Raw genomic sequence first — 23,479 nt, forward strand, 5'->3', positions numbered from 1 at the left:
CAAAAAAGCATTAAAAACAGCAGCTTTTTAGTTCTTAAATCGCCTTACACTACGGCTATAATGTTCTGATCAAAATAAGATAATCGCCTGCTTTACAACTAGGTATCCCGCAAGGCAAAATAAAAAAATTGCGATAGATTTATTGATGATCAAATTGCTAAGGGTAAATTTCTCTTGTATATAATTAGCAAAATGGGCATAGCAATATAGTGCAAGTGCAGAACCAAAACCAGAACCTAAACTAAATAAAATGAGCGAAAGATAATCGGTGTTTATCCAATTATGTAGGATTACATAATTTCCAAAAAACAGCCAAAAAGGAATTTGGACTGGATTAAGTACACCCAAAATCATACCATACCAAATACTGTCGCTACCTTTAGCTTGCCCTTTTGTAACCACCTGCTTCTTTCTATTTACCCAGGTAATGACACCCATTACCGTGAGCAGAATTATCATAAAGCAATCCACCAACGTGCCAAGTTTCACTTCACTAACAGACGCGTTTGGATTTAGGTCACTCATTGCCCATCGCGCAAAGCGCATCATCCCAAAAGTAAAAAAGACTTCTACGCAAGAAAATGACAGAATAAAGTGCCAAACTTGCCGCATGCCTTTGTTAATGGAAATCTGTGCAACGGCCAAATTTATATTCCCCGGCGGGATGTAGCCCATAGCATTTAGTGCCAGGCCGAGGAAAAACGTTAAAAAAAGCATTTGCTAAATTATGATTTTAAATTTAAATGCCCAGCCAAATAATTGCCTGTGTAGGATGCTTTAATTTTTGCCAAATCTTCAGGAACACCTTCAAAAACCAACTGTCCGCCGCCATCGCCGCCCTCCGGACCGATGTCTATTACCCAATCGGCACTTTTAATCATATCCATGTTATGTTCTATAACCAGCACGCTATTGCCCTGTTCAATCAATGTGTTTAAGGCAATAAGTAGCTTTTTTATGTCGTGGAAATGAAGTCCTGTTGTAGGTTCATCGAATATAAATAACGTTTTGTGCGCATTATGACCTTTAATCAAAAACGACGCTAATTTGATTCGTTGTGCCTCGCCACCAGATAAAGTATTGCTTGATTGACCTAAATGTACGTAGCCTAAACCAACGTCGACCAACGGCTGCAGCTTGTTTAATATTTTTTGCTCTGCAACGAAGAAAGCAACAGCATCTTCTATGGTCATCTCTAAAATATCTGCAACGTTTTGCTCCTTATAAGTTACATCCAGCACCTGTTGCTTAAAACGTTTTCCGTTACAAGCCTCGCAAGGCAGATATATATCGGCCATAAACTGCATTTCTATTTTAACTTCCCCCTCGCCTTGACAAACTTCGCACCGTCCGCCTTCAACATTGAAAGAAAATGCCGATGGCTTAAGACCTGCCGCTTTGGATGCCGGAAGTGCAGCAAATAGCGCACGTACATCATCCCACGCTTTAACGTAGGTTACCGGATTAGAACGACTACTGCGACCAATTGGATTCTGATCAACCATCTCCACTTGACTCACTAAATCTACCGCGCCTGTAATGGCATTGTACGCACCTGTTTGTTCGCCAGAATAATTTCCTATCGCTTTTTGTAAAGCAGGGTAAAGAATTTTCTTAACCAAACTGGTTTTTCCCGAACCAGAAACTCCCGTAACAGCGGTGTAAATGCCAAGTGGAAATTTAACGTTGATGTTTTTAAGGTTATTTTCTCTTGCTCCCTCAATAAGAATGTAATCTTTCCACTTTCTGCGGTTTTTAGGAATCTCAATGCGTTCCTTTCCAGACAAATACTTTCCGGTAAGGCTGTGTTTATCTTTTAAAATCTCTTCGTAGTCGCCGCTAAAAACTAGATTGCCTCCATGGGTACCAGCTTCCGGACCAATGTCTATAATGTGGTCTGCTGCGCGCATCATCTCTTCCTCGTGCTCGACAACCAAAACGGTGTTTCCCACGTTGCGCAAACTTAAAAGCACTTCAATCAACTTATTTGTATCTCTTGGGTGAAGCCCGATACTTGGCTCATCCAACACATAAATAGATCCGACCAAACTACTTCCTAATGATGTAGCTAAGTTTATACGCTGAGATTCCCCCCCAGAAAGGGTATTCGAAAGTCTATTTAAGGTTAAGTAGCCCAGGCCAACGTTGTTAAGATACAATAAGCGACTTTGAATTTCGGCCAATAATCGTTTTGCTATTTTTGCCTGATTGGCTTCTAATTTTAAATTATCAAAAAACAAAACTGCTTTATTAAGTGGCAGCAAAACTGCATCTACAATAGATTTTCCGTCAATTTTTACGTACGATGCGTCTTTGCGCAGGCGAGAACCTTTGCATTCTGGACAAATGGTTTTGCCTCTATATCTAGACAGCATTACGCGATATTGAATTTTGTAAGTTTGCGCTTCCAATTCTTTGAAAAAAGCATCTAAACCGTCGAAATATTTGTTGCCGCTCCAAAGTAAAGCCTGCTCTTCCTCTGTCAGTTGGCTGTAGGACCTATGGATTGGAAAATCGAATTTCGGAGCCACCTTGACGAAGTTCTTTTGCCAAACACCCATTTTTTCTCCTCTCCAAGGAGCAATGGCGTTGTCGTAGATACTTTTGCTTTTGTCTGGAATAACCAAATCCTGATCAATGCCTATCACGTTCCCATAACCTTCGCAGCGTTTACAAGCACCATATGGATTGTTAAAGGAGAAAAAATTGGGTGTTGGTTCTTCGAACGTAATTCCGTCTAATTCAAACCGATCGCTAAAATGTTTTATAGTGCCATTTGCGTCTACAAAACAATCCCCTTTTCCTTCAAAAAAAGCCGTTTGTACACTGTCTGCTAATCTATTTAAAGTTTCTTCCTCCAAATTGACCACCACCCTATCTACCAAAATCTGAACCGTTTTCTCATCTGTCAGTTTTTTGTCTTTAAAATTTGCATCGTCTAAAATGGACTCTATTTTTAGCACGTCACCACCAATCAAAACCCTTAAAAAACCTTTCTGCAACAAAATGGCCAACTCTTCTTTAATGGTTCGCTCATTATGCGGGTACAAAGGACAAAAAATACTGGCCGCCGTTCCTTCTTCTAAATTGGATATAAAATTTACCACCATTGAAACGGTGTCTTTCTTTACCTCATTTTTACTGATAGGAGATAAGGTTTTACCGATACGAGAAAATAGGAGCTTTAAGTAATCGTAAATTTCTGTAGATGTGCCCACTGTAGAACGCGGATTACTTGTAATAACCTTTTGTTCTATTGCAATGGCAGGCGCTATTCCTTTGATATAATCTACATCAGGCTTGTTCATTCTGCCCATAAACTGGCGTGCATAAGCTGATAGACTTTCTACATAACGCCTCTGACCTTCTGCATATAAAGTGTCGAATGCCAAAGACGATTTGCCAGAGCCAGACATACCAGTAATAACGACCAACTTATTTTTAGGAATGGCTACATCTATGTTCTTTAAATTGTGTACGCGGGCACCTTTTATAATTATATTTTTTTGTGGATCTTTCTCGGCTTCGTTTTTGCTCATGAATGTTGTGTAACTAGTGCTCCTCTTGAATAGAAGAATTAAAGACTGCAAAAATAAGTTACTTGCATCGATTTTTACTTTTTAATATTTAATATTTTTGTTTTTTGATAAAAAAAACACTTTCTTTGGCAATTAACAGACTCAAATCCAAACCCTTCAATAAACATAGGAGATACGTTATAGAAATTAAACCTCTACCAAATTAATTTTTAGAAACATTACGACATAACTGTCAAGTAAAATCCTATGAATTTACGACCATACAACGAGCAAGAGCTAGTAAGGCTTTATATTACTGGCAATGAACTTGCGCTTGAAGAGCTTATAATTAGACATAAAACAAAGATTTTCACTTCCATTTACTTAATGGTTAAAGACCAGTATTTGGCAGAAGATATTTTTCAGGAAGCTTTTATCAAGGTGATAAATACGTTAAGATCTGGAAAGTATAATGAAGAAGGAAAGTTTTTGCCTTGGGTGATGCGCATTGCGCACAACCTTGTAATAGACCATTTTAGAAAGGAAAAACGTACACCTGTTATCACAAGTTCAGATAGTTTAGACGTTCTTAATACCTTGCATTGTTATGATGAAAATATTGAGGAGAAGATGCTAAAAGAGCAGGGTCATAAAGACCTAAAATCGCTTATCCGCAATTTACCCGAAGAGCAGAAAGAGGTCTTGTTGATGCGCCACTATGCAGATTTAAGCTTCAAGGACATTGCTTATGTAACCGATGTAAGCATTAATACAGCGCTTGGTAGAATGCGGTATGCACTCAGCAATTTAAGGAAGATGTTAAGCTCGCGAGAAATTAGTTATAAAGATTAATTTATTTTTACACACTGTAAAATAAAGGAGATAATCAAGCGTTTTAATAGAAAATAAAAACTATTTATTGCTTATGATTAAAACCTCTACATTTAAAAACAGTGTAAATTCTATTCAAAATCATTTAGACGTTGTTCAAGAAACAAGGTTTGGAGCAGATTTAGATGCTTTTTACGATCACATCGCACCGAAGTTAGACCTTCTTCAACGAGACCCTTCAGCAGATGCTATCAAACGGATCTTAGATTACAGTAAAAGCAAGTAATTTACCACAAAACATCAAGCCGCGCTAATGCGCGGCTTTTTTTTACGGATTTTATTTTATTAAACGCCAAGAAAAATCACATCAAAATTCAAATTGTTGTTAAAAATTTCTTAGCCTTTTAACGCGCTTTTTCCTATATATTTTATGGTGCTGAAAAGTAGGATAAAAGGATTTCAGACAATTGTCTATGGACCAATCGCGGATGAAGAGCCCTAAAAACCCAACTTTATAACTGAGTAAATATTTCTAAAAACAATCGATACATAAACGTTAGCGCATTATATTTACCTATGCTTAAAAAGGAACGCTATAAACTATTTGTAGATTATTTCTCGGCACATCAGCCCGAGGCAGAAACGGAGTTACATTACCACAATCCTTTTCAATTGTTGGTCGCCGTTATCTTATCTGCGCAGTGTACCGACAAACGGATAAACATGGTTACGCCTGCACTTTTTCAGCGCTTTCCAAATGCCAAAGCATTGGCTTCCGTTACACCAGACATTGTTTTTGACTACATTAAAAGCATAAGCTATCCAAACAACAAAGCCAAACACTTGGTCGGCATGGCCAATATGCTTGTAGATACCTTCAATAATGTGGTACCAAGCGATATAGATGAGCTCCAAAAAATGCCAGGTGTGGGGCGGAAAACAGCAAATGTTATCGCTTCGGTAGTTTATAATGCGCCTGCAATGGCGGTAGATACGCATGTGTTTAGAGTAGCCAGACGCTTAGGCTTAACGATAGGGAAAACGCCTTTGGCGGTAGAAAAAGACCTGGTTAAAGGCTTGCCAAAAGAAAAAATTTACATCGCCCATCATTGGCTCATTCTGCATGGTAGGTACATTTGCCTAGCTAGAAGCCCGAAATGTACCATTTGCCCATTAAATAATTTTTGCAGACATTATCTAAAAATACAAAGCTTGGAGTCAACTATGAAAAATAAACTCCCTCCTGAAAAAGGCAAAAAATTAATTAAATAAATACTACTGTAATTAGTAAAATTAATCTTAGCTTCGCTAAATTTATTAGCACAGACTATTAAAATTTAAAACAATTAAATAAGTATATTTACGAGATACGTTCCGATAAAAAATGAAGATGAATAGTAATTCAAATCCAGACAAATTAAAAGCATTGCAATTAACGCTTGACAAATTAGAGAAATCATATGGTAAGGGCGCTATAATGAAGTTGGGTGACAGCCCTATTGAAAGCATAGAATCTATTTCCACTGGCTCGATCAGTTTAGATATTGCCTTGGGCATTGGCGGCATTCCAAAAGGAAGAGTAATAGAAATTTACGGTCCAGAATCTTCTGGTAAAACTACCTTGGCTACTCATATTATTGCGGAAGCGCAGAAAAGAGGAGGAATTGCTGCTTTTATAGATGCCGAGCACGCTTTCGATCAATTTTATGCTAAAAAACTAGGCGTAGATACCGACAATCTCTTGATTTCTCAACCCGATAACGGAGAGCAGGCTTTAGAAATTGCAGATAACTTAATTCGCTCTGGAGCAATAGATGTTATTGTAATTGACTCTGTTGCTGCACTAGTACCAAAAAGTGAAATTGAGGGAGAAATGGGCGACAGTAAAATGGGATTGCATGCCCGTTTAATGAGCCAAGCACTTAGAAAGTTAACAGGAACTATTTCAAAAACAGGATGTAGCTGTATTTTTATCAATCAACTGCGTGAGAAAATCGGAGTTATGTTTGGAAATCCTGAAACCACTACTGGTGGTAACGCACTGAAATTTTACGCTTCTGTGAGGCTAGATATCCGCAGAATCTCTCAAATTAAAGATGCTGATGAAGTTTCTGGAAATAGGGTAAAAGTTAAAGTGGTTAAAAATAAGGTTGCACCACCTTTTAGAATTGCAGAATTTGACATTATGTTCGGTGAGGGCATTTCTAAAAATGGCGAGATTGTAGACTTAGGTGTCGACTTTGGAATCGTTAAAAAGGCAGGTTCTTGGTATTCTTATGGAGAGACAAAATTAGGACAGGGAAGAGATGCTGTAAAGCAGCTTCTAAATGACAACCCCGAATTAGCTGACGAGCTGGAAGTTAAAATTAAGGCTGCTGTTTTAGGCGACAAGCCAAAAACCAAATAAACAATTTAAAGTATGTAAAAGGGTCTATCAAAGCTATTTTGATAGACCCTTTTTTTTACCCGATCGTAAATGTTTTTTTAAGCTGATGAAATAAAAGTAATTGACTTAGGGCTATTCACTCACCGTACAACGGAAAGAAAAACTAACAATTAAATTATTTAATAGAATCTTCGCTGAATATTGCATTAAAGTCTTTGCTTACATACAAGATGGTTAGCACTCCTGCAACAATCAATAAAAATAAAATAATCATTCCGATGCTGCCGGTTAACTTGTTTTTATCTTTTCTAATTAACCAATAGATTACCCCTATTAGAGGCAATCCACATAAAATCCAGAATACTAAAGATGCGCCTGCCATAAAAATCCTTTAACTTGGCAATGATAGCTTAAAAAAATGTAAATCGAGTTCGAGTGATGTAAAATTTCGTCATTTCAAAATTCCATTCTAGACATAGGCGCCACCTGCTGGCCAATAAAATCCTTTGCTAAAAATTTATGATATCCTGCGATGGCAATCATCCCAGCGTTATCTGTACAATATTGAAAAGGGGGAATAAATGTTTCCCAGCCTAACTTTACTTGGTTTTCTTCTAAAGCATTGCGCAATCCGGAGTTTGCAGAAACTCCACCTGCAATTGCAACCCGCTTTATGCCAAATTTTAACGCTGCTGTTTCTAATTTCTTCATCAAGATCTGGACGATGCTGTATTGAACTGATGCACAAATGTCATCTAAATTTTGCTTGATAAAATTAGGATTTTCAGCCAAGTATTTTCTTAAAAGATATAAAATGGACGTCTTAAATCCGCTAAAACTAAAATTAAGATCAGCAATTTGTGGCTTGGCAAACTGAAAAGCATGGGCATTTCCATTTTTCGCATGCTGATCAATCAATGGACCGCCGGGATAAGGAAGGTTAAGGAGCTTTGCGGTCTTATCAAATGCTTCGCCAGCAGCATCGTCTAAGGTTTCTCCGATAATTTCCATCTCGAAATAGTCTTTTACAAGCACAATTTGTGTATGGCCGCCAGAAACCGTTAGGCATAAAAACGGAAATGTTGGTGGTTTTTTATCGCCGGGGATAAAGTGTGCCAGAATGTGGGCATGCATGTGGTTTACCGATATAAGCGGAATATTTAATGCCAAAGCAAATGATTTGGCAAACGATACCCCCACCAAAAGAGAACCAAGTAACCCAGGACCACGGGTAAATGCCACAGCATCAATCTCTTTTTTGCTAACGCCAGCTTCCTTAAGCGCCTGGTAGATTGTCGGAACAATATTCCGTTGATGCACTCTCGAGGCGAGCTCCGGAATTACCCCTCCATAATTTTGATGAATTGTTTGGTTTGCAATAACATTGGATGTAATTTTGCCGTTGTTACATATGGCGACCGAGGTATCATCACAAGAAGATTCAATAGCGAGTATAATTGACAAGACATTAGTATTTAAGCTGCAAAATTATTAAAAAACTATTTAAAATACTCATTTGGGTAATTGCATCGATAATATTATTGTTGACGCTCGTTATTTTTACGCTGCAGTTTAAACCTGTTCAGACCTATGTTGCCCAAAAAGCCGCAGCATATCTGTCAAGAGCGCTTAATACAACGGTTTCTATTAAAAGTCTGTATATAAAGCCATTTAAATCTATTGTTCTAGAAGATCTGCTCATACTAGATTTACAGCAAGATACTTTAATTAGTGCCCCTAAATTTCTTGTAGACATAGATCGTTTTTCTTTTAAAGGTAGAATTTTAAAAGTAAGTACTATACAATTAAATAATGCGCATTTATTTTTAAAAGAATACAAGGATGCAACAACAAACTTAGATTTCATTATCAATTATTTTGATACCGGAAAAGCTACACCTGTTAAAAAAGACAGCACCAAAAAACCTTTTGACTTAACTTTTGGTAAGGTTATTTTAAATAGTATCGCTTTTAAGTATAAGAATTATTCTGCAAAAGATACCGTACAGGGAAAAAGCGTCAACTTCGACAATGTAGCATTGGCACATTTTAGTGGAATTATTGAAGCAATAGATTTTAAGGATCACTTATTTAAGGCCGATGTTAAGAATCTTACTTTTCGGGAGCGAAGTGGTTTTTACCTTAAAAATCTTACCGCCCAAACCACTGTAGATAGCAATGCAATAGAATTAAAAAATATGTTGCTGGTAACAGATAGAAGTAGACTATCTAATTATTACCAGATGCGATTTAAAGACTATAGAGATTTTAATGACTATGTGAACAAGGTTAGAATGAAGGCCAATTTTACGAACAGCCATTTGAGTAGCCGGGATGTGGCATATTTTGCGCCTGAGCTTGAGACAATGAAATTAGATGTAGATATAGATGGACAGGTGACGGGGTTGGTAAATAATTTGAGGGCAAAAAAATTAATGGTCAAAGCTGGAAAGGCAACCTACATTCGCGGAAATTTTAGCTTAAAAGGGCTCCCAAACTGGAAAGAGACTTTTATGGACTTAGACATTGATTTAGCGGGAACCAATAAAAAAGACCTTGATGAAATTCTGGTGGGCATCACAGGGGATAAAACCAGCATCACGCCGGCAATTGTCGAGAAGTTAGGCAATGTCAATTTTAACGGCTCTTTTACGGGTTTTCAGAACGATTTCATCGCCTATGGCGAATTTAAAACGAAGTTAGGGCGCGTGGTTTCTGATGTCAATATGAAAATTGACAAGAAAAACATTCCCTCCTATTCTGGCAATGTTAACAGTTACGACTTCGACATCGGAAGGTTGATTGACGAAAAATTGTTTGGTAAAACGACTTCATCTTTATATGTGGAGGGCCGCGGAACAGAAGTTAAAACGCTCAATGAAAAACTACTCGGGAAGGTAGCTTACTTAGATTTTAAAGGCTACAGATACCGCAACATCAAAATTGACGGAAGTTTTGATAAAAAATTCTTTAATGGAAAGCTGAGCATAAACGACGCAAACATCAGGCTAAATTTCGATGGCGGTGTTAATTTAAATCCAAAATTGCCAGTTTTTAACTTTAACGCAAAAATAGAAAAAGCAAATTTGCTTAATTTGAAACTGTTAAAAGATTCCATGTCTATCAGTGCACAGTTTAACACCAATTTTTCTGGCACAAATCTTAATAATATAGAGGGAAGGTTGTTGATTGACAAAATCACCATGAGAGATCATGAAGGGATATATGCGGTGGATTCTGTGCGTTTGGTAGCTGAGGGTGTTGGTCGCGAAAGAAATTTAGCCATTAATTCCGATATTTTAGACGCAAGTATTAGCGGCCAATATGACTTGAATTCCATCGGTTCTTATTATAAGGCGATCGCAAAAACCTATATTCCTTCGTTAAACACAAAAATATTTAAGTTTAATGACCAACTATTTAAGTTTAGTTTAAAGATAAAAAACTTTGAACCTTTGGCGCAAATTATTGCACCAGGACTTGTACTCGAAGAGGGTGCTTCTTTTCTAGGAGATTTTGATTCTAAAAGTAACAAAGCATCTCTAACAGGATCTATAAAAAGCTTAAATTACAAGGGCATCCTTGTAGATAACATTATTCTCGATGAAAACACATCAGCGCAGCAGCTCCAGGTTATTGTAACTTCAGATAAAGTTCAACTAAATGATAGCCTATTCATTAAAGATGTCAACATCAGTAATATTTTAAGGAACGATAGTTTGGCGTTTAACGTTAAAATGTCTAATTCTAATGAGGTAAATCAACTTGATTTGAACGGCCTTGTAGAATTTACTAAAAACGTAGATACCACGGCTAGACTAAGTGTGCTCCCGTCTATATTGAAGATTAATAATGAGGATTGGCGGATTGAAGAAAAAGTAAGAATTGTACTCAATAATGGTAAAACCGAAGTTTCTAACTTTGATTTAACCAATGGAAAACAACGCATCACTGCAAATGGGTTTATTTCCGACAGTGAAGAAGATGCGTTAAAACTTGGGTTTGAAAATTTTAGTTTACGCACCTTAAATCCATTTACGAAAGGTTTTGGAGCGATCCTCAGCGGTAATGTTAATGGGACCACTAAACTATTTGGTATTTTGAATAAGCCAAAAATCAACGATGACATTAAGATAGACTCATTAAGTTTTAACAGCATCTATTTGGGTACGCTTTCAGATACCTCATCTTACAATCACAGCACTAACCGGATAAATGTCTACACTAAAATTATCAGCAACGGAACTGAAAACTTAAATCTTAGTGGAAATTTAGATTTAAAAGACAATACCATCGACCTAGCAATAAAAATGAAAGACAGCAAGTTAACTGTCTTAGAGCCTTTTGTAAAGGAATTGGTCTCGAACCTTAGTGGTAACATTTCTTCTGATTTAACCATAACTGGCAGTTTGAACAGTCCCGATATAAATGGTAATGTTTCTTTGGATAAAAGTAGACTTACGGTTAATTATCTAAAAACCACCTATATCATTACTGATGAAGTTGAGGTAAACAACAGCAGCTTGACCTTAAGTGATTTCAGGCTAGAGGACGTTGAGGGACATGAGGGAATTGCCAACGGAACAGTAGATTTAAAAAACATAGATGACCCTACTATACGTGTTACGTTAAAAGCCACGGATTTTATGGCGCTAAATACTACAGCCAAAGACAATTCGGTTTATTATGGCAAAGCGTATGGTACGGGTGTGTTTAAATTTAACGGGCCAACTTCTAAAATGAAGATAGATATCCAAGCCAAAACAGGAAAAGGTACGGTTTTTAATTTGCCCCTAAATAGTTCTGAAACCGTGTCTGACAATGAATTTATCAATTTTGTGAGCAGCGATACAAGTAAAATTATTAAAAAGAAAACCAATTTTGACGGCCTTACCCTAACATTCAAGCTTAACATTGACCCAAATACCACTGCAAACATCTACACCGATTTGGGAAATTTAAGCGGTAAAGGCAATGCCGATTTGAACCTAAACATTAATAGTTTAGGCGATTTTGAAATGAGTGGCGATTACATCATCGAAAGCGGCAGTTTCGATTTTACGGCTCAAGAAGTGATCAATAAAAAGTTCGACATTCGGCAAGGTGGTACCATCCGGTGGACGGGAAACCCCAGTGCCGCTCAAATTAACCTAAAGGCCGTTTATGAAGTTAGGGCAGATTTAAGTGAACTTTATCGTGCAGCAAACAGAGACATTAGTGCAGAGGCAAATCAACGCGTAGATACCGAGGTAGAAATGGGATTGACAGGACTTCTCTTGCAGCCTACCATAAAATTAGACATTAATTTTCCTTCTCAGCCCTCGGTTAAAGAGCGGCTACAAACCTATTTAAGCGATGTTAACAATGTGAATCTTCAGGCGTTTAGCTTAATTATTAGAAGAAGTTTCGCACCAGGAAATGGAGGAGAATCTTTTGGAAATCAGATTGGATCTACGGTCTCTAAAACAGCAACAGAGTTGGTCTTCAATCAGTTTAACAACGTACTATCATCCTTAAATCTAAACTTTGTGGATCTTAATGTAAGGTCGTTAAGCGAAGCGAATGCATCTTTTAAATTGTTTAGCAACAGATTGATTATCAATGCAGGCATTGTCGACAGAAATAGTGTAAATGACCTGTCTCTGATAGACTTTTCTAAAAACAATGTTGGAAGTGAGGTTGAAGCGCTTTTTTTAATTAAAAAAGATGGTAGTTTGATTGGCAAATTGGCTAATAAGCCACCAACACAACAAAGTATTTTTTTAAATAGTGGCATCAATCCAAATGCAAACGTGACTTCGTTCGGACTTGTTTATGCGCAGCAGTTTGATACGTTTAAAGAATTCATTCAGAAAATATCCGGTGCTTATCGTAGAAATTTGAAGCGTAAGGAAGCAGAAAATCCAGTCAAAACAAAGAAAACGCTGGATAGGGAAATTATCGAGGCCGGAAAAAATAAACCCCGTAGGTAGCAATCGCAGAACCGTGGCAGATTTTAAACATCAAGCATTAAAACCATCTTCTAGTTTTTGTGACTAGAAAATATTTAGATTTAGCGCTCTGACAAACGTCTTTAAAATAGTAAACCAATTTTATTTTTATTAAATCATCTTTTTTTCTTAAAACCAGATAAAATGAAAAACAGTATAAAAATTTCACTTCTTTTATTCTTCATTTCTTTCTCTGCGCTGGCAGGATCAAAACTTAAGGTTTTTAAAGCAAACGATACGAGGATACAATACGTTGGGCGCATCGATTTTTCTAATGCAATGGCTCCTAGATTTTGGGCATCTGGCGTGTATGTTCAAGCAACTTTTGAAGGAAAGAAGTGTGAAATAATCCTGAACGATGAAGTGCTAAACGGCAATAGCCATAATTATATTTCCATTATTGTAGACGGTGGCATCCCAAAACGGATACAACTGAAAGATAAGCGCAATAGTATATTAATTGGGGAAAACCTAACGCCTGGAAAACATACAATATTAATTTGTAAAGCGACCGAAGCTGGAGTCGGATATCTGGAATTTATAGCCCTAAAGTGTGAAAAATTGCTAAAACCAAAACCGTTGCCTCCGCGCAAAATAGAATTTATTGGAAATTCCATTACATGTGGAATGGGTGCCGACTTAACAATCCCGTGTAAAACAAAGGATTGGTACGATCAACATAACGCGTATTTAGCCTACGGACCAACGACTGCGAGGGCTTTAAATGCACAATGGCATCTTACTTCAGTTTCTGGCATCGGCTTGATACACAGCTATGGAGGTGCACCGTTGTTGATGCCCGAAGTTTTTGATAAAATTGATTTCCGCACCGACTCCATCATTTTTAACTTTAACAGCTATCAACCAGACGTTGTAACAATTTGTCTCGGACAAAATGATGGCATCCAAGACTCTGTGGCTTTTACATCAGCCTATGTAAAGTTCATTACTAGATTGCGTTCTCTCTATCCCAAAACAACAATTTTATGTCTAAATAGTCCAATGGCAGATGAAAAGCTTAATATTGTGCTTCAAAGATACATCTCTACCGTAGTAGCTAAGGAAAATCAAAGCGATAAAAACGTTTATAAATATTTTTACACCAAGCGTTTTTCTAGCGGTTGTGATGGTCACCCAGATTTAGCCCAACACAGAGAAATGGCTAGAGAAGTCACCGAATACATAAAACAAATTAAAAATTGGTAGGTTATTAATTAAATCGTTGCGTCCCATGAGTAGAATACAAACTTTCTGCCCTTGGTAATTTAAGCAGCACCATTTTACTTAATGATTGACTTATATTGTATTCCGGGCTACGGTACTGACAGACGTTTGTTTAAACACTTAAAATTACAACACTATAAAATCCGATTTATAGAATGGCCCGAACCAGAACCGAATGATACTCTAAATACATTTGCCGAGAAAATAATTTTACAAATAAACCTTAAAAAACAATTTTCTTTGCTGGGAGTATCTTTGGGAGGTTTTTTGGCGGCAGAACTGTCATCAAAAATAAATCCAATAAAAGTATTTGTGATTTCCAGTTTAAAATCTTCCAAAGAATTCCCGAAGTATTGGTCGATTATTTGCTGGTTTGGCATCTCCCATTTCATTACCACTAACAGAGTTAAAAGTTCGAAGTGGCTTATCGAGTTTATTTTTGGCAAGATGATTAGGGCAGACAAAAAAACCATGAACCAAATGATTGACGAGGCTCCAAATGATTTTATCACGTGGGCGCCAAAGGCAATCTTAAAATGGAAATCGAACGATTATTTGACACCGTTTGATAAAATAGTTCACATTATAGGCGACAAGGATTTATTTTACTCCAAAGCCATAATTAACGATTGCCATTTGATAGAGAATGGAAGTCATTTGATGATTTTTGACAGGGCCGCTGAAATCGGAAAATTGATTGATTCGATAATTTAGTTAAGTTTTTAAACTAACAATAGCAGCAAATATGAAGCTTAATGAAGCTTTTTACGGAAGAGAAGATACCATAGAAATGGCAAGAGAACTCATTGGAAAATTTGTTTACACCAATTTAGACGGGCAAAAAACCGGCGGGATGATAGTAGAAACAGAGGCCTACATGGGTGTAACCGATAGCAGTTGCCATTCCTTTAACAACAGGAAATCGATAAAAAATGCTTCAATGTTTAACAAAGGTGGAGTAGCGTACATGTACATCTGCTATGGAATACATGATATGTTGAACATTGTTACGGGTGCAGAAGGAGATTCTCAAGTAATTCTAATCAGAGCGATTGAACCGACTATCGGTATAGATGTAATGAAAGGCCGCAGGGGCGATATTCCAATAAATAGACTTGCAAAAGGACCTGGCTCTCTGGCAAAGGCATTAGGTCTGAATAAAAGTTTTGATAACGCTTCGCTTTTGGGAAATACGCTTTGGATAGAAGATCAAGAAGTTAATATCGTTGATGCAGATATTGTTACAAGTGCGAGAATTGGATTAGGATGCCCGGAACCCTACCTTTCCGTGCCTTGGCGATTTTTTTTGAAAGGAAATAAATTTGTAAGTGGAAAGACGAATTACCGATAAAAGTTGATTTCTGATTCAAAACTTTTTCAACGCAATTAAAATTATTGTGGATTAATCGATATTTGTTAGATCAAAAATTTATACAACTACACATAATTTTCATCGAAAAACAGTAAGTGTAGGAAAAGCAAATGAAGTTTTGAGAAAAAAAAACTCATCACGCATTAAGTTCGCTATTGCATTTAAGTTGCCAAACTATCGTAAATGCACGTACCGAAAATTGCTTCAAGCAAAACTTCGTTCCAATCGCCTACGATATTTGGATTATCGGTTTATATAAATTGACGCCTATGCGTACAGTTTTGGGCTTCTTTATTACCAATAGCACCGTTATCGACGATAAGTCAATTGATTAAGAAAAAATATAAGGAAGCATATGAATCCAACGATTGCTGAATCCGTCCTATTTATTAAAATTGTTTCTGTAAAATATGACGGATAAGCAGCAAAAATTAATAGTCATTAACCAAATGCGATTATTTATGCCCCTTCTGCGTGTTTTAATTTATCCTAGATAATAACAGAACGAATCCCAAAGCACGCGGGAATAAGGGGGAATCTTTTGGCACAAAAAAAACGGCTTCAAGTCTGAGGCCGTTTCAGAATCTTATTTGTAAGTGACTTATTTGCTTAGTTCCTCAGCCATGGCTTTACCAATTTCTGCAGGACTCTCAACTACTCTAATTCCACATTCTCTCATAATTTTCATTTTTGCTGCTGCAGTATCATCTGCACCACCAACAATTGCACCTGCATGACCCATACGACGACCCGGAGGCGCTGTCTGACCTGCAATAAAACCAACCACTGGTTTAGTGCCGTTCTCTTTAATCCAATGTGCTGCATCGGCTTCCATACTGCCACCAATCTCCCCAATCATCACAATTCCATGAGTATCTGGATCATTCATCAATAACTTTACAGCTTCTAAAGTAGGGGTTCCGATAATCGGATCACCACCAATGCCGATAGCTGTAGTGATTCCCATTCCGGCTTTCACCACTTGATCTACTGCTTCATAAGTTAACGTTCCAGATTTTGAAACAACTCCAACATGTCCCTTTTTGAAAATGAAGCCGGGCATAATGCCGATTTTAGCTTCGTCGGCAGTAATTATACCAGGACAATTTGGACCGATAAGCGTTACATCTCTACCTACCAAATATTCTTTTACCATAATCATATCCTTAGTTGGGATACCTTCGGTAATACAAACAATAACTTTAATTCCACCTTCGGCAGCTTCCATAATGGCATCTGCTGCAAACGCAGGAGGAACGAAAATGATTGATACGTTTGCGCCAGTTTTTTCAACGGCATCTGCAACTGTGTTAAAAACAGGTTTGTCTAAATGCAGTTGCCCACCTTTGCCAGGGGTTACACCGCCAACTACGTTTGTACCATATGCAAGCATTTGCTCTGCATGGTAAGTTCCCTCGTTTCCGGTAAACCCTTGAACGATAACCTTAGAATCTTTATTTACTAAAACGCTCATGTGTCAATGTCTTTTGTTGCGCAAATCTACTATTATTTGTAGGGTATATCAAACCCTGAATGGATTATTTCAATAAGCAGCAATATTTAAACCATGGCGCTCAATTCAGTTTAGATATTTCTTGTGGAGATGCTATTAAAATTTAGGATTTAATTTTGGACAGAAAAAAATCGCTATCTCCGATTAGTTAGGATTGGTTTTAACAGCTATTTGGAGGAAAAAACGCCAAAAGCTGCTTGCAGGAACATAGTGAATTCTAATGCGAAGATGATTTGCTGCCGTGGGCGAGGTTTGGTTTTGGGATAGCCATCAACGCATCGATCATAGGCCGCTTGGCAAATTTTTGTACAAAGAGGTGCCAGCCTTGATTTTTGTTTCTTTTCATAAAGAAAAAGAAAGGATCCCGTCCGGATCGGAATGCGCGCGGCAGAGAAGAGACCTTTTTAGGAAAAGAATAAAGTGAGCCCATTTAATAAGGATTCTAATAACCCCAAGTCTAAATTATGAAAAGCCAACCTGCAATCTCCTAACAATTATTGTCGGCAATTAGCAGATTGGATTAAGATATCTCAATAAAAAATTAAGCGGTTTCCAACGCACCTCCAGCTTGCAAAACAAGCTCGTGCACAACAATATCAGTAGTGTAACGCTTGGTACCATCTTTTGCAATATAGTTATTGGTTTGCAATTTGCCTTCGATGGTCATTCTTGTTCCTTTCTTAATCTGTTCTTCTGCAATGTCTGCTTTTGCGCCCCAGAAGGTAAGGTTAAACCAGTGCGTTTTTTTAGTCTCCTCCCCTGCTGCATTCTTAAAATTCTCATTTACTGCGAGGCTAACTTTTGCCAATTTCTGATTGCCAGATAAGATTTTCACTTCAGCATCTGCTCCTGCAAATCCTGTTAACATTACTTTGTTTACTACACTTTCCATGATGATAAAAATTAGTTTGTGAATTGATTAACGAACAGCAGCTTTTCTAACCACCGACACAACAAAGGTGCAGCAGGGAATAAATTATAGTCGGATGTTAAACGGATATAGTCGATTATAAACGGTTATAATCGGATAAAGTGGGTTGGGAGTGAGCTAGAAGGAAAATGGATAATTGAAATTTTTTTTTGTTTGTGAGTAAGAGAAGTTAAAGTTATCGAGATTCCAACTTAAAAGCTCGAATAATGGTGTTGTGTAAATGAAAATGATTTCAAACGATTCGAGTAGTTTGGGCGTTCCCCTCGGCCACGCCCTGCCCAACCTCGGGGCAGGCTTTACGTTTCAATCTTTTTACCTAGCCATGCCGCAACATTAACCCCGACGGTAAAAGGATTTACACTTCAATCCTTAACGCGGAAATATTTTGGAGCTTTGATTTTAAATAATACCCTATTCCCATCAACCAACATCAGCTAAAAGCAACACCAGCTTATTCAATTATTTTTAATATTCAGTTCTATTCTTTTGCAAAAGGCAGCTTTAATAAATTCTTTTTCTTCGATTAACAAATATCAATTGATCAGGACGAAAGCAATATCTGCAATAACAAGTGAAAAAGCTATATTGTGGAATGAATTTTAATTTACTTGCTGTGGAAACCTAGGTCTGTTAACTTAATTGTCTTCTCCCCAAATTACTTTTGAAGGGTCTTTGGTCTGTAATTAGTTCGTTTTCCAATTTCGTTAAGTTCACTCACAAGTAGCCGTTTCGCTTCGTTAATACTGTTTGTTTTCAACGGAATTCCAATTATTGAAACGGTGTTCGTTACGTCGTTAATTCCGTTTTTATATTTTATTGTTTTTAATTCTAATTGGTCAGATGGATAACAGAGAAAACCATATTTAAAGTCTGTCTTACTAAACGATGAATATGCCATAATCTGATGTAAATCGTGTCTGTGGTCATCTTTTAAGGTTTCGCTGTTGTCGAACTTGTTGTAAAGATTTGATTTGTATTTAGCGTCTATAAATACTAAGAAGTTCTCCTTCTGATAAATTGCGTCAGGTTCAATATGTTTTAGCTCCCAAGAATAATGCTTAAAAGTTCTTGAGTGGAATTTGAAATTTGCAAACAATTTTCCACCCGTTTCTTTAGCTACCTCTTTAAAAATGTGTTGAACGAATTTTTCGAAAACGTCTGAAAAGTCAACTCTCCAAGCTGTGCTGTCAAACAAATTAAAGTTTAGTATCTTATTGGCTTGTTCTTTACAAGTTTTTACCGTTGGGCTGTCCGATGATTTTATCGCAATGTTATTTGTTGCTTTGGGTTTGTGGTGATATAGCTTTTCTTCAATGAAATTTAGCTTTACTCGAATTATGTTTTTTATTCTTTGTGGTGTGTTTGAAGAAAGCAACTCGTTCTTGCAAATGTCGAACACATACCGTACTTCGGCATATTCACTGTGAAATTCACTTAAGATATTTTTTCGAGTAGGAAATTTTAAACGATTTTCAATTTTGAATTCAGTGTTGATGTATTTATTCCAATTAATTTGTCCTGTTGGTTGGCTTGATATTTTTTCAACATTGTCAAACTTACGCCAAGGTCTGGATATCAATTTTTCAAGCGAAGCAATGAATTTAACAGCTTCTAAATACAACGGTGGTCGGAAGTTTTTACCTGAAGCAAGTGGCAAACTGTCTATAACTTCAGGACTTATTTCTGTTCCAAGTAAATTCAGAATTTCAATATAATCTTCGAACCTGTCACGGCCAGTAAACCTAGGCATTACAACAAAATCACCAATTTGTTTTCCTGTGTCAGATGCTCTTAGTGGAATAGAACCAATGAAACTTGAAGAACGGAAAGCCAAAGAAATACTTTTATCGGAGCCAATGATAAAGGGATGAACGCCTATAAACTTGAATTGAGATGAATTGTAGTCTATGAACTTTTGAAGGTACTGGCCAATTATTCTTTTGTCAGCCGACTTGAACCATTTTTTTTGCAAAGCAATTCCACTTAACTGTCTTGACTGTTCAGTTAAGCAGGAAACCTCACAAAAAACGTCTAGAAACTTGCTCATTCAAAAAGTGATTGATTAATTCGGACAGCAAAATAATTATTGAATTCTTCTTTGGCGTTTCTAATCAAGCCTTCTTGCAAATACTCTTTTATCAATGGGAATATTTCGTACTTGATGCGGTTTGTCATTTCCTCTTCACTGTCTGCAATAAAATAACCTTGGCCTGGTTGCAGTGAAAGTTCATTACTTGAAGCATACCAGTCAAAAATTTCCTGAATTCTTGCAAAATCTTCTTTAAAGAATTGTTTTGAAATTATTGCTTTAGGTTTTAGTGAGTACCAGGCAAATCGTCTACGTAACGCAAAGTCAACCACCGCTAAGCTTCTGTCAGCAGTATTCATAGTTGCGATTACAGAAAAATTATCCGGTAGTTTATTAATCTTGAAGCCTGGTGAGATTTCAATTTCAACATTCGACTTGTCCATCTTGTGTTCAAACAAATAGAAAATTGGCCCTAAAACATTCGAAAGGTTTGCTCTATTAATTTCGTCAATTATTAAAAGTACTTTTTCATTCTCGTTTTCTTTTGAATACTTCAGGGCTTCCGTAAAGCTTCCTAAATTTTCTTTGTAGCTAAGTTCTTTACTATGAAGGTCTGGCCGTATACCAAATATAAAATCTGAAAAACTTGTCTCTGCGTGAAATTGAGTAAAAAATGTTTTTGCTTTAATTTTTTCAGCAACCTCTTTTGCTGTCCTTGTTTTTCCAGTTCCCGGAGGACCTTGTAGAACAATGTATTTTCTTTCATTCAAAAGATTTTTTATTTCTTCTGCTTCATCTATTGTTTCTGCTTTGAGGAAAGGTTCTAATGCATCAGAAATTGCTTTTCGATGGTCTTTGTTCGATGGCCAGTCTCTAAGTTTTGCATAGCCTGCTACAAATACAGCAATTATTTTTTTGCCGGCATCGCTTTCCGGGTCATCAACGATTTGGCAAGCAGGTAAAACCTTTGTGTAAGTTTTTATTGTGTTTTTTAAGTGTTGTAAATCTAGGCTACCAGTAGTAGATTTTGGCAAACTTGTTTCTATATCCGAAAAGTCCGATTTGCAAAAACCATTTTCGTTAATGAGTTTAGAAAATAGCCGTCTTAGTCCAGGGTAAGTGGCAAGTTCATAGTCATTTTTAAAACCGCTTGAACCAATACCCAAACAGATTAACCACGGTTTGTCTTGGTCATTTGGAAATATAGTTAATGAGAAGTCGTGGAATGGTCCCGAAGCTTCTTCCTCTGGATGAATAAAACCGAAATATGCTCCGTTGTCTTTTAAAGCCTCTTGTCCTGTGTTGTTTCTTTCAACATATGGTTTATTAAATTCGTTGTCTGTCTTAGCGCCGAATTGTTCTGCTTTCTCTTTTATGAATTGCCTAATGTTGTCTATGCTCATGGTTCCTTTTTTTTGAGTGCTGGTCCTGTGCGCGTTTAACTCCACAGAAGCTTCCAATCGATTTTAAGTACTTCAAATAATCTCGCAATTATATATTTAGGAATCATTGGGAGCCCACATTTAACAATTTAGATCGATTAATATTTCGAAATATACATAATAATCAGTCATAGTTTCGGATGAGATCAAAACTGAGATCAAATAATATGTTTTTGAACTTAACCTAAATCGCTAACCCCCGGTAAATCCAAAGGTCCTATCTTTTATCATTTAGTTTTGCCGTCATGAGTGAATTTGACGAACCCGGTAGAATCTATGGATAGTAAAATAATCGAAACAGAACGAACAATCCTCAAAAACTGCAAATGCGAAATTCATTACGCTAAGATCGAACCTACTGACTTCTTTTCAAGCAATTTCTTGCGTTACTCTTCTTTTAACAAAAAATTATATTAAAATTAACAAAACGCTTTTTTTTTATCGGTTCAACATTCATTAGTTTTACCATCGAAACATCAAAGTTCCTCACCTTAACAATCTAATGAGAATATGAAGCGATTTTTTATTAGTCAACTATAGAGAAACAGGCAACGAATGAGCTAATAAACATAAACCAGAATTATTAAATCAAACATTAAGAAAATATGAAAGCAGGATTTAACCTCATAGGCATTTCGGTACGAACCACAAATAAAGACAACCAAGCTTCAAAAGATTTGGGTGCACTTTGGCAACAGTTTTTTGTCGACAGTCTATTGGAAAAGATTCCGAATAAAATTTCAACCAACATTCTTTGTGTTTATACGGATTATGAAAGCGATTTTACGGGCGAGTACACCGCAATGATTGGCGTTCCCGCAAAAGATTTAAGCGAAATTCCAGATGGCTTAGTTGGCCGAGAATTTCCTGCAGCAAATTTTAAAATCTTTACCGCCGAAGGCGAAATGCCAAATGCGGTAGTAAATACTTGGAACGGAATCTGGACAAATGATAAAAATTTAAGTCGAGAATATACCTATGACTTCGAAGTTTACGGAGCAGATTCACAGAAAGGTGAGGATTCTAAAGTGGATATTTATATTTCGGTTAAAGCGGAAAGCTGATTGCTGAAAGCTGATAACTGAAAACCGTAGGTATCGGAGTTAAATTAGATAAAAAATAATCGTAGTTATTTGGGCGTTCCGCTTATCCTTAGCTCAAGTCCTACGCTCGCGGCAGCAATACAAAAAAGCTTTACAAAATTCCTGACTTCTGACATTCGAATTCTTTTCCGCGTGAGGGGTAGAAGCGAAAAACCCACAGCAGAGTGAAACGAAGCGAGGATTTGTAGCGGATGACCCGACCCTTGCGGAGCTTGGGGCACGCCATAAAAAAACCTACATTTGACTAAATTATCTTAAATTTAATTAGCAGCACTTAGGAACATAACAATGAAAAATGCAAGAAATAATACCTGCTTAGTTTTCTGGAGTTTTGCTATAATGGCTTTCTCTGTCCATCTTGTACAAGCCAATACTTCCTTTAAAAGCTTGCCAAACGATACTGTTTATAAGTCAGCGCAACTTATTTTGGTGAAGTTGTCTGCGCATACTTATCAGCACATCTCCTTCTTAAAAACCAACGATTTCGGCAATGTTTCCTGCAACGGGATGGTTGTTATAAATGATTATCAAGCAATTATTTTTGACACCCCAGCAACTACTGCAAGCGCTGAAGAACTGATTAACTACCTAAATAAAAATTTGAAAACAACTGTAAAGGCAGTTATTCCGACTCACTTTCACCAAGATTGTATTGCCGGTTTAGATGCATTTCAAAAGAGGCAGATTCCTATAGTGGCATCAACCAAAACAATTGCGTTTTTAAAAAGAGCTGGAAATAAATTTGTGCCTTTTATAAAAGGATTTAAGCGCCAGCTTAACCTGACTATAGGCGATAAAAAAGTGTACGCAGCGTTTTTGGGTGAAGGACATACAGAAGACAATGTTATTGGATATTTCCCGGCAGAGCGCGTTTTATTTGGCGGATGTTTAATTAAAGAATTGGGCGCCCAAAAAGGAAATTTAGAAGATGCAAATGTAGCTGCTTGGTCGAAAACGGTAGAAACTGTAAGCCAAAATTATCCACGAGCGCTAATCATTATCCCTGGTCATGGAAAGTCGGGAGGCATAGATTTATTGCATTACACGTCGTCTTTATTTAAATAAATACCGAAACTGTAAACTTCTAAACGGGCTTATGTGAGTATTTCAAATTAAAATTTTCCGGAAATTGTTTATCTA

At 37.0% G+C, this 23,479-nt stretch carries 18 protein-coding genes; 10 read left to right on the top strand and 8 right to left on the bottom strand.

Annotated elements, in window-relative coordinates; translation table 11 throughout:
- Positions 1–69 precede the first annotated feature (69 nt).
- Both ACVWYG_RS08150 and uvrA read right to left on the bottom strand, forming a co-directional pair.
- Positions 70–717, bottom strand: coding sequence for a LysE family transporter (locus ACVWYG_RS08150; protein ID WP_457269689.1), 648 nt, complete (start codon positions 715–717; stop codon positions 70–72).
- Between the two features lie 8 nt (positions 718–725).
- Entirely contained in the window at positions 726–3,539 is a 2,814-nt protein-coding gene (uvrA, locus tag ACVWYG_RS08155; RefSeq protein ID WP_457269690.1) for an excinuclease ABC subunit UvrA, read from the bottom strand.
- A gap of 246 nt (positions 3,540–3,785) precedes the next feature.
- On the opposite strand from uvrA, the gene ACVWYG_RS08160 reads away from it, so the two are divergent.
- The 4 genes from ACVWYG_RS08160 (at position 3,786) to recA (ending at position 6,756) form a co-directional block, all read left to right on the top strand.
- The gene (locus tag ACVWYG_RS08160) at positions 3,786–4,370 is read left to right on the top strand and encodes an RNA polymerase sigma factor (protein WP_457269691.1); all 585 of its coding nucleotides are present in this window, start codon (positions 3,786–3,788) and stop codon (positions 4,368–4,370) included.
- 73 nt (positions 4,371–4,443) lie between these two features.
- Positions 4,444–4,635 carry a hypothetical protein gene (locus tag ACVWYG_RS08165; RefSeq protein WP_457269692.1) on the top strand — a complete coding sequence of 64 codons (192 nt, stop codon included), beginning with the start codon at positions 4,444–4,446 and terminating at the stop codon, positions 4,633–4,635.
- A 290-nt stretch (positions 4,636–4,925) separates the two neighbouring features.
- A complete protein-coding gene (gene nth / locus ACVWYG_RS08170) occupies positions 4,926–5,621 on the top strand; it encodes an endonuclease III (protein WP_457269693.1) in 696 nt (231 codons plus the stop codon).
- A 118-nt stretch (positions 5,622–5,739) separates the two neighbouring features.
- Positions 5,740–6,756: a recombinase RecA gene (gene recA / locus ACVWYG_RS08175; protein ID WP_457269694.1), complete on the top strand. Its 1,017-nt coding sequence runs from the start codon at positions 5,740–5,742 to the stop codon at positions 6,754–6,756.
- Positions 6,757–6,910: 154 nt separating this feature from the next.
- On the opposite strand, the gene ACVWYG_RS08180 is transcribed toward recA, so the two are convergent.
- Together ACVWYG_RS08180 and tsaD are read right to left on the bottom strand one after the other, a co-directional pair.
- Positions 6,911–7,117, bottom strand: coding sequence for a hypothetical protein (locus ACVWYG_RS08180; protein WP_457269695.1), 207 nt, complete (start codon positions 7,115–7,117; stop codon positions 6,911–6,913).
- A 74-nt stretch (positions 7,118–7,191) separates the two neighbouring features.
- Positions 7,192–8,199: a tRNA (adenosine(37)-N6)-threonylcarbamoyltransferase complex transferase subunit TsaD gene (gene tsaD / locus ACVWYG_RS08185; protein WP_457269696.1), complete on the bottom strand. Its 1,008-nt coding sequence runs from the start codon at positions 8,197–8,199 to the stop codon at positions 7,192–7,194.
- Between the two features lie 80 nt (positions 8,200–8,279).
- Here tsaD and ACVWYG_RS08190 point away from each other — a divergent pair, with 80 nt between their 5' ends.
- The 4 genes from ACVWYG_RS08190 (at position 8,280) to ACVWYG_RS08205 (ending at position 15,300) form a co-directional block, all read left to right on the top strand.
- Complete coding sequence (locus ACVWYG_RS08190; RefSeq protein ID WP_457269697.1) at positions 8,280–12,707, top strand: translocation/assembly module TamB domain-containing protein; 4,428 nt, start codon at positions 8,280–8,282, stop codon at positions 12,705–12,707.
- 162 nt (positions 12,708–12,869) lie between these two features.
- Positions 12,870–13,931, top strand: coding sequence for an SGNH/GDSL hydrolase family protein (locus ACVWYG_RS08195; protein ID WP_457269698.1), 1,062 nt, complete (start codon positions 12,870–12,872; stop codon positions 13,929–13,931).
- A gap of 81 nt (positions 13,932–14,012) precedes the next feature.
- Positions 14,013–14,663 carry an alpha/beta hydrolase gene (locus ACVWYG_RS08200; RefSeq protein ID WP_457269699.1) on the top strand — a complete coding sequence of 217 codons (651 nt, stop codon included), beginning with the start codon at positions 14,013–14,015 and terminating at the stop codon, positions 14,661–14,663.
- A 31-nt stretch (positions 14,664–14,694) separates the two neighbouring features.
- Positions 14,695–15,300 carry a DNA-3-methyladenine glycosylase gene (locus ACVWYG_RS08205; RefSeq protein ID WP_457269700.1) on the top strand — a complete coding sequence of 202 codons (606 nt, stop codon included), beginning with the start codon at positions 14,695–14,697 and terminating at the stop codon, positions 15,298–15,300.
- 622 nt (positions 15,301–15,922) lie between these two features.
- On the opposite strand, the gene sucD is transcribed toward ACVWYG_RS08205, so the two are convergent.
- From sucD to ACVWYG_RS08225, 4 genes are all read right to left on the bottom strand, one after another.
- A complete protein-coding gene (gene sucD, locus ACVWYG_RS08210) occupies positions 15,923–16,795 on the bottom strand; it encodes a succinate--CoA ligase subunit alpha (protein WP_457269701.1) in 873 nt (290 codons plus the stop codon).
- 580 nt (positions 16,796–17,375) lie between these two features.
- Positions 17,376–17,726 (bottom strand): single-stranded DNA-binding protein, encoded by a 351-nt coding sequence (locus tag ACVWYG_RS08215; protein ID WP_457269702.1) that lies wholly within the window; start codon positions 17,724–17,726, stop codon positions 17,376–17,378.
- A 694-nt stretch (positions 17,727–18,420) separates the two neighbouring features.
- A complete protein-coding gene (locus tag ACVWYG_RS08220; RefSeq protein WP_457269703.1) occupies positions 18,421–19,812 on the bottom strand; it encodes a hypothetical protein in 1,392 nt (463 codons plus the stop codon).
- Positions 19,809–21,197 (bottom strand): McrB family protein, encoded by a 1,389-nt coding sequence (locus ACVWYG_RS08225; protein ID WP_457269704.1) that lies wholly within the window; start codon positions 21,195–21,197, stop codon positions 19,809–19,811. Before ACVWYG_RS08225 ends, ACVWYG_RS08220 begins: the two co-directional genes overlap by 4 nt.
- 644 nt (positions 21,198–21,841) lie before the next feature.
- Here ACVWYG_RS08225 and ACVWYG_RS08230 point away from each other — a divergent pair.
- Positions 21,842–22,300 (top strand): GyrI-like domain-containing protein, encoded by a 459-nt coding sequence (locus tag ACVWYG_RS08230; protein ID WP_457269705.1) that lies wholly within the window; start codon positions 21,842–21,844, stop codon positions 22,298–22,300.
- A 327-nt stretch (positions 22,301–22,627) separates the two neighbouring features.
- Positions 22,628–23,404 (top strand): subclass B1 metallo-beta-lactamase, encoded by a 777-nt coding sequence (bla, locus tag ACVWYG_RS08235; protein ID WP_457269706.1) that lies wholly within the window; start codon positions 22,628–22,630, stop codon positions 23,402–23,404.
- The last annotated feature ends 75 nt before the right edge of the window (positions 23,405–23,479 follow it).

This window comes from Pedobacter sp. UYEF25 (genome assembly GCF_054061655.1).

Coding starts and splice junctions, on each gene's coding strand:
- ACVWYG_RS08150 (WP_457269689.1), bottom strand. CDS start 717: ATGCTTTTTTTAACGTTTTTCCTCGGCCTGGCACTAAATGCTATGGGC.
- uvrA (WP_457269690.1), bottom strand. CDS start 3,539: ATGAGCAAAAACGAAGCCGAGAAAGATCCACAAAAAAATATAATTATA.
- ACVWYG_RS08160 (WP_457269691.1), top strand. CDS start 3,786: ATGAATTTACGACCATACAACGAGCAAGAGCTAGTAAGGCTTTATATT.
- ACVWYG_RS08165 (WP_457269692.1), top strand. CDS start 4,444: ATGATTAAAACCTCTACATTTAAAAACAGTGTAAATTCTATTCAAAAT.
- nth (WP_457269693.1), top strand. CDS start 4,926: ATGCTTAAAAAGGAACGCTATAAACTATTTGTAGATTATTTCTCGGCA.
- recA (WP_457269694.1), top strand. CDS start 5,740: ATGAATAGTAATTCAAATCCAGACAAATTAAAAGCATTGCAATTAACG.
- ACVWYG_RS08180 (WP_457269695.1), bottom strand. CDS start 7,117: ATGGCAGGCGCATCTTTAGTATTCTGGATTTTATGTGGATTGCCTCTA.
- ACVWYG_RS08195 (WP_457269698.1), top strand. CDS start 12,870: ATGAAAAACAGTATAAAAATTTCACTTCTTTTATTCTTCATTTCTTTC.
- ACVWYG_RS08200 (WP_457269699.1), top strand. CDS start 14,013: ATGATTGACTTATATTGTATTCCGGGCTACGGTACTGACAGACGTTTG.
- ACVWYG_RS08205 (WP_457269700.1), top strand. CDS start 14,695: ATGAAGCTTAATGAAGCTTTTTACGGAAGAGAAGATACCATAGAAATG.
- sucD (WP_457269701.1), bottom strand. CDS start 16,795: ATGAGCGTTTTAGTAAATAAAGATTCTAAGGTTATCGTTCAAGGGTTT.
- ACVWYG_RS08215 (WP_457269702.1), bottom strand. CDS start 17,726: ATGGAAAGTGTAGTAAACAAAGTAATGTTAACAGGATTTGCAGGAGCA.
- ACVWYG_RS08220 (WP_457269703.1), bottom strand. CDS start 19,812: ATGAGCAAGTTTCTAGACGTTTTTTGTGAGGTTTCCTGCTTAACTGAA.
- ACVWYG_RS08225 (WP_457269704.1), bottom strand. CDS start 21,197: ATGAGCATAGACAACATTAGGCAATTCATAAAAGAGAAAGCAGAACAA.
- ACVWYG_RS08230 (WP_457269705.1), top strand. CDS start 21,842: ATGAAAGCAGGATTTAACCTCATAGGCATTTCGGTACGAACCACAAAT.
- bla (WP_457269706.1), top strand. CDS start 22,628: ATGAAAAATGCAAGAAATAATACCTGCTTAGTTTTCTGGAGTTTTGCT.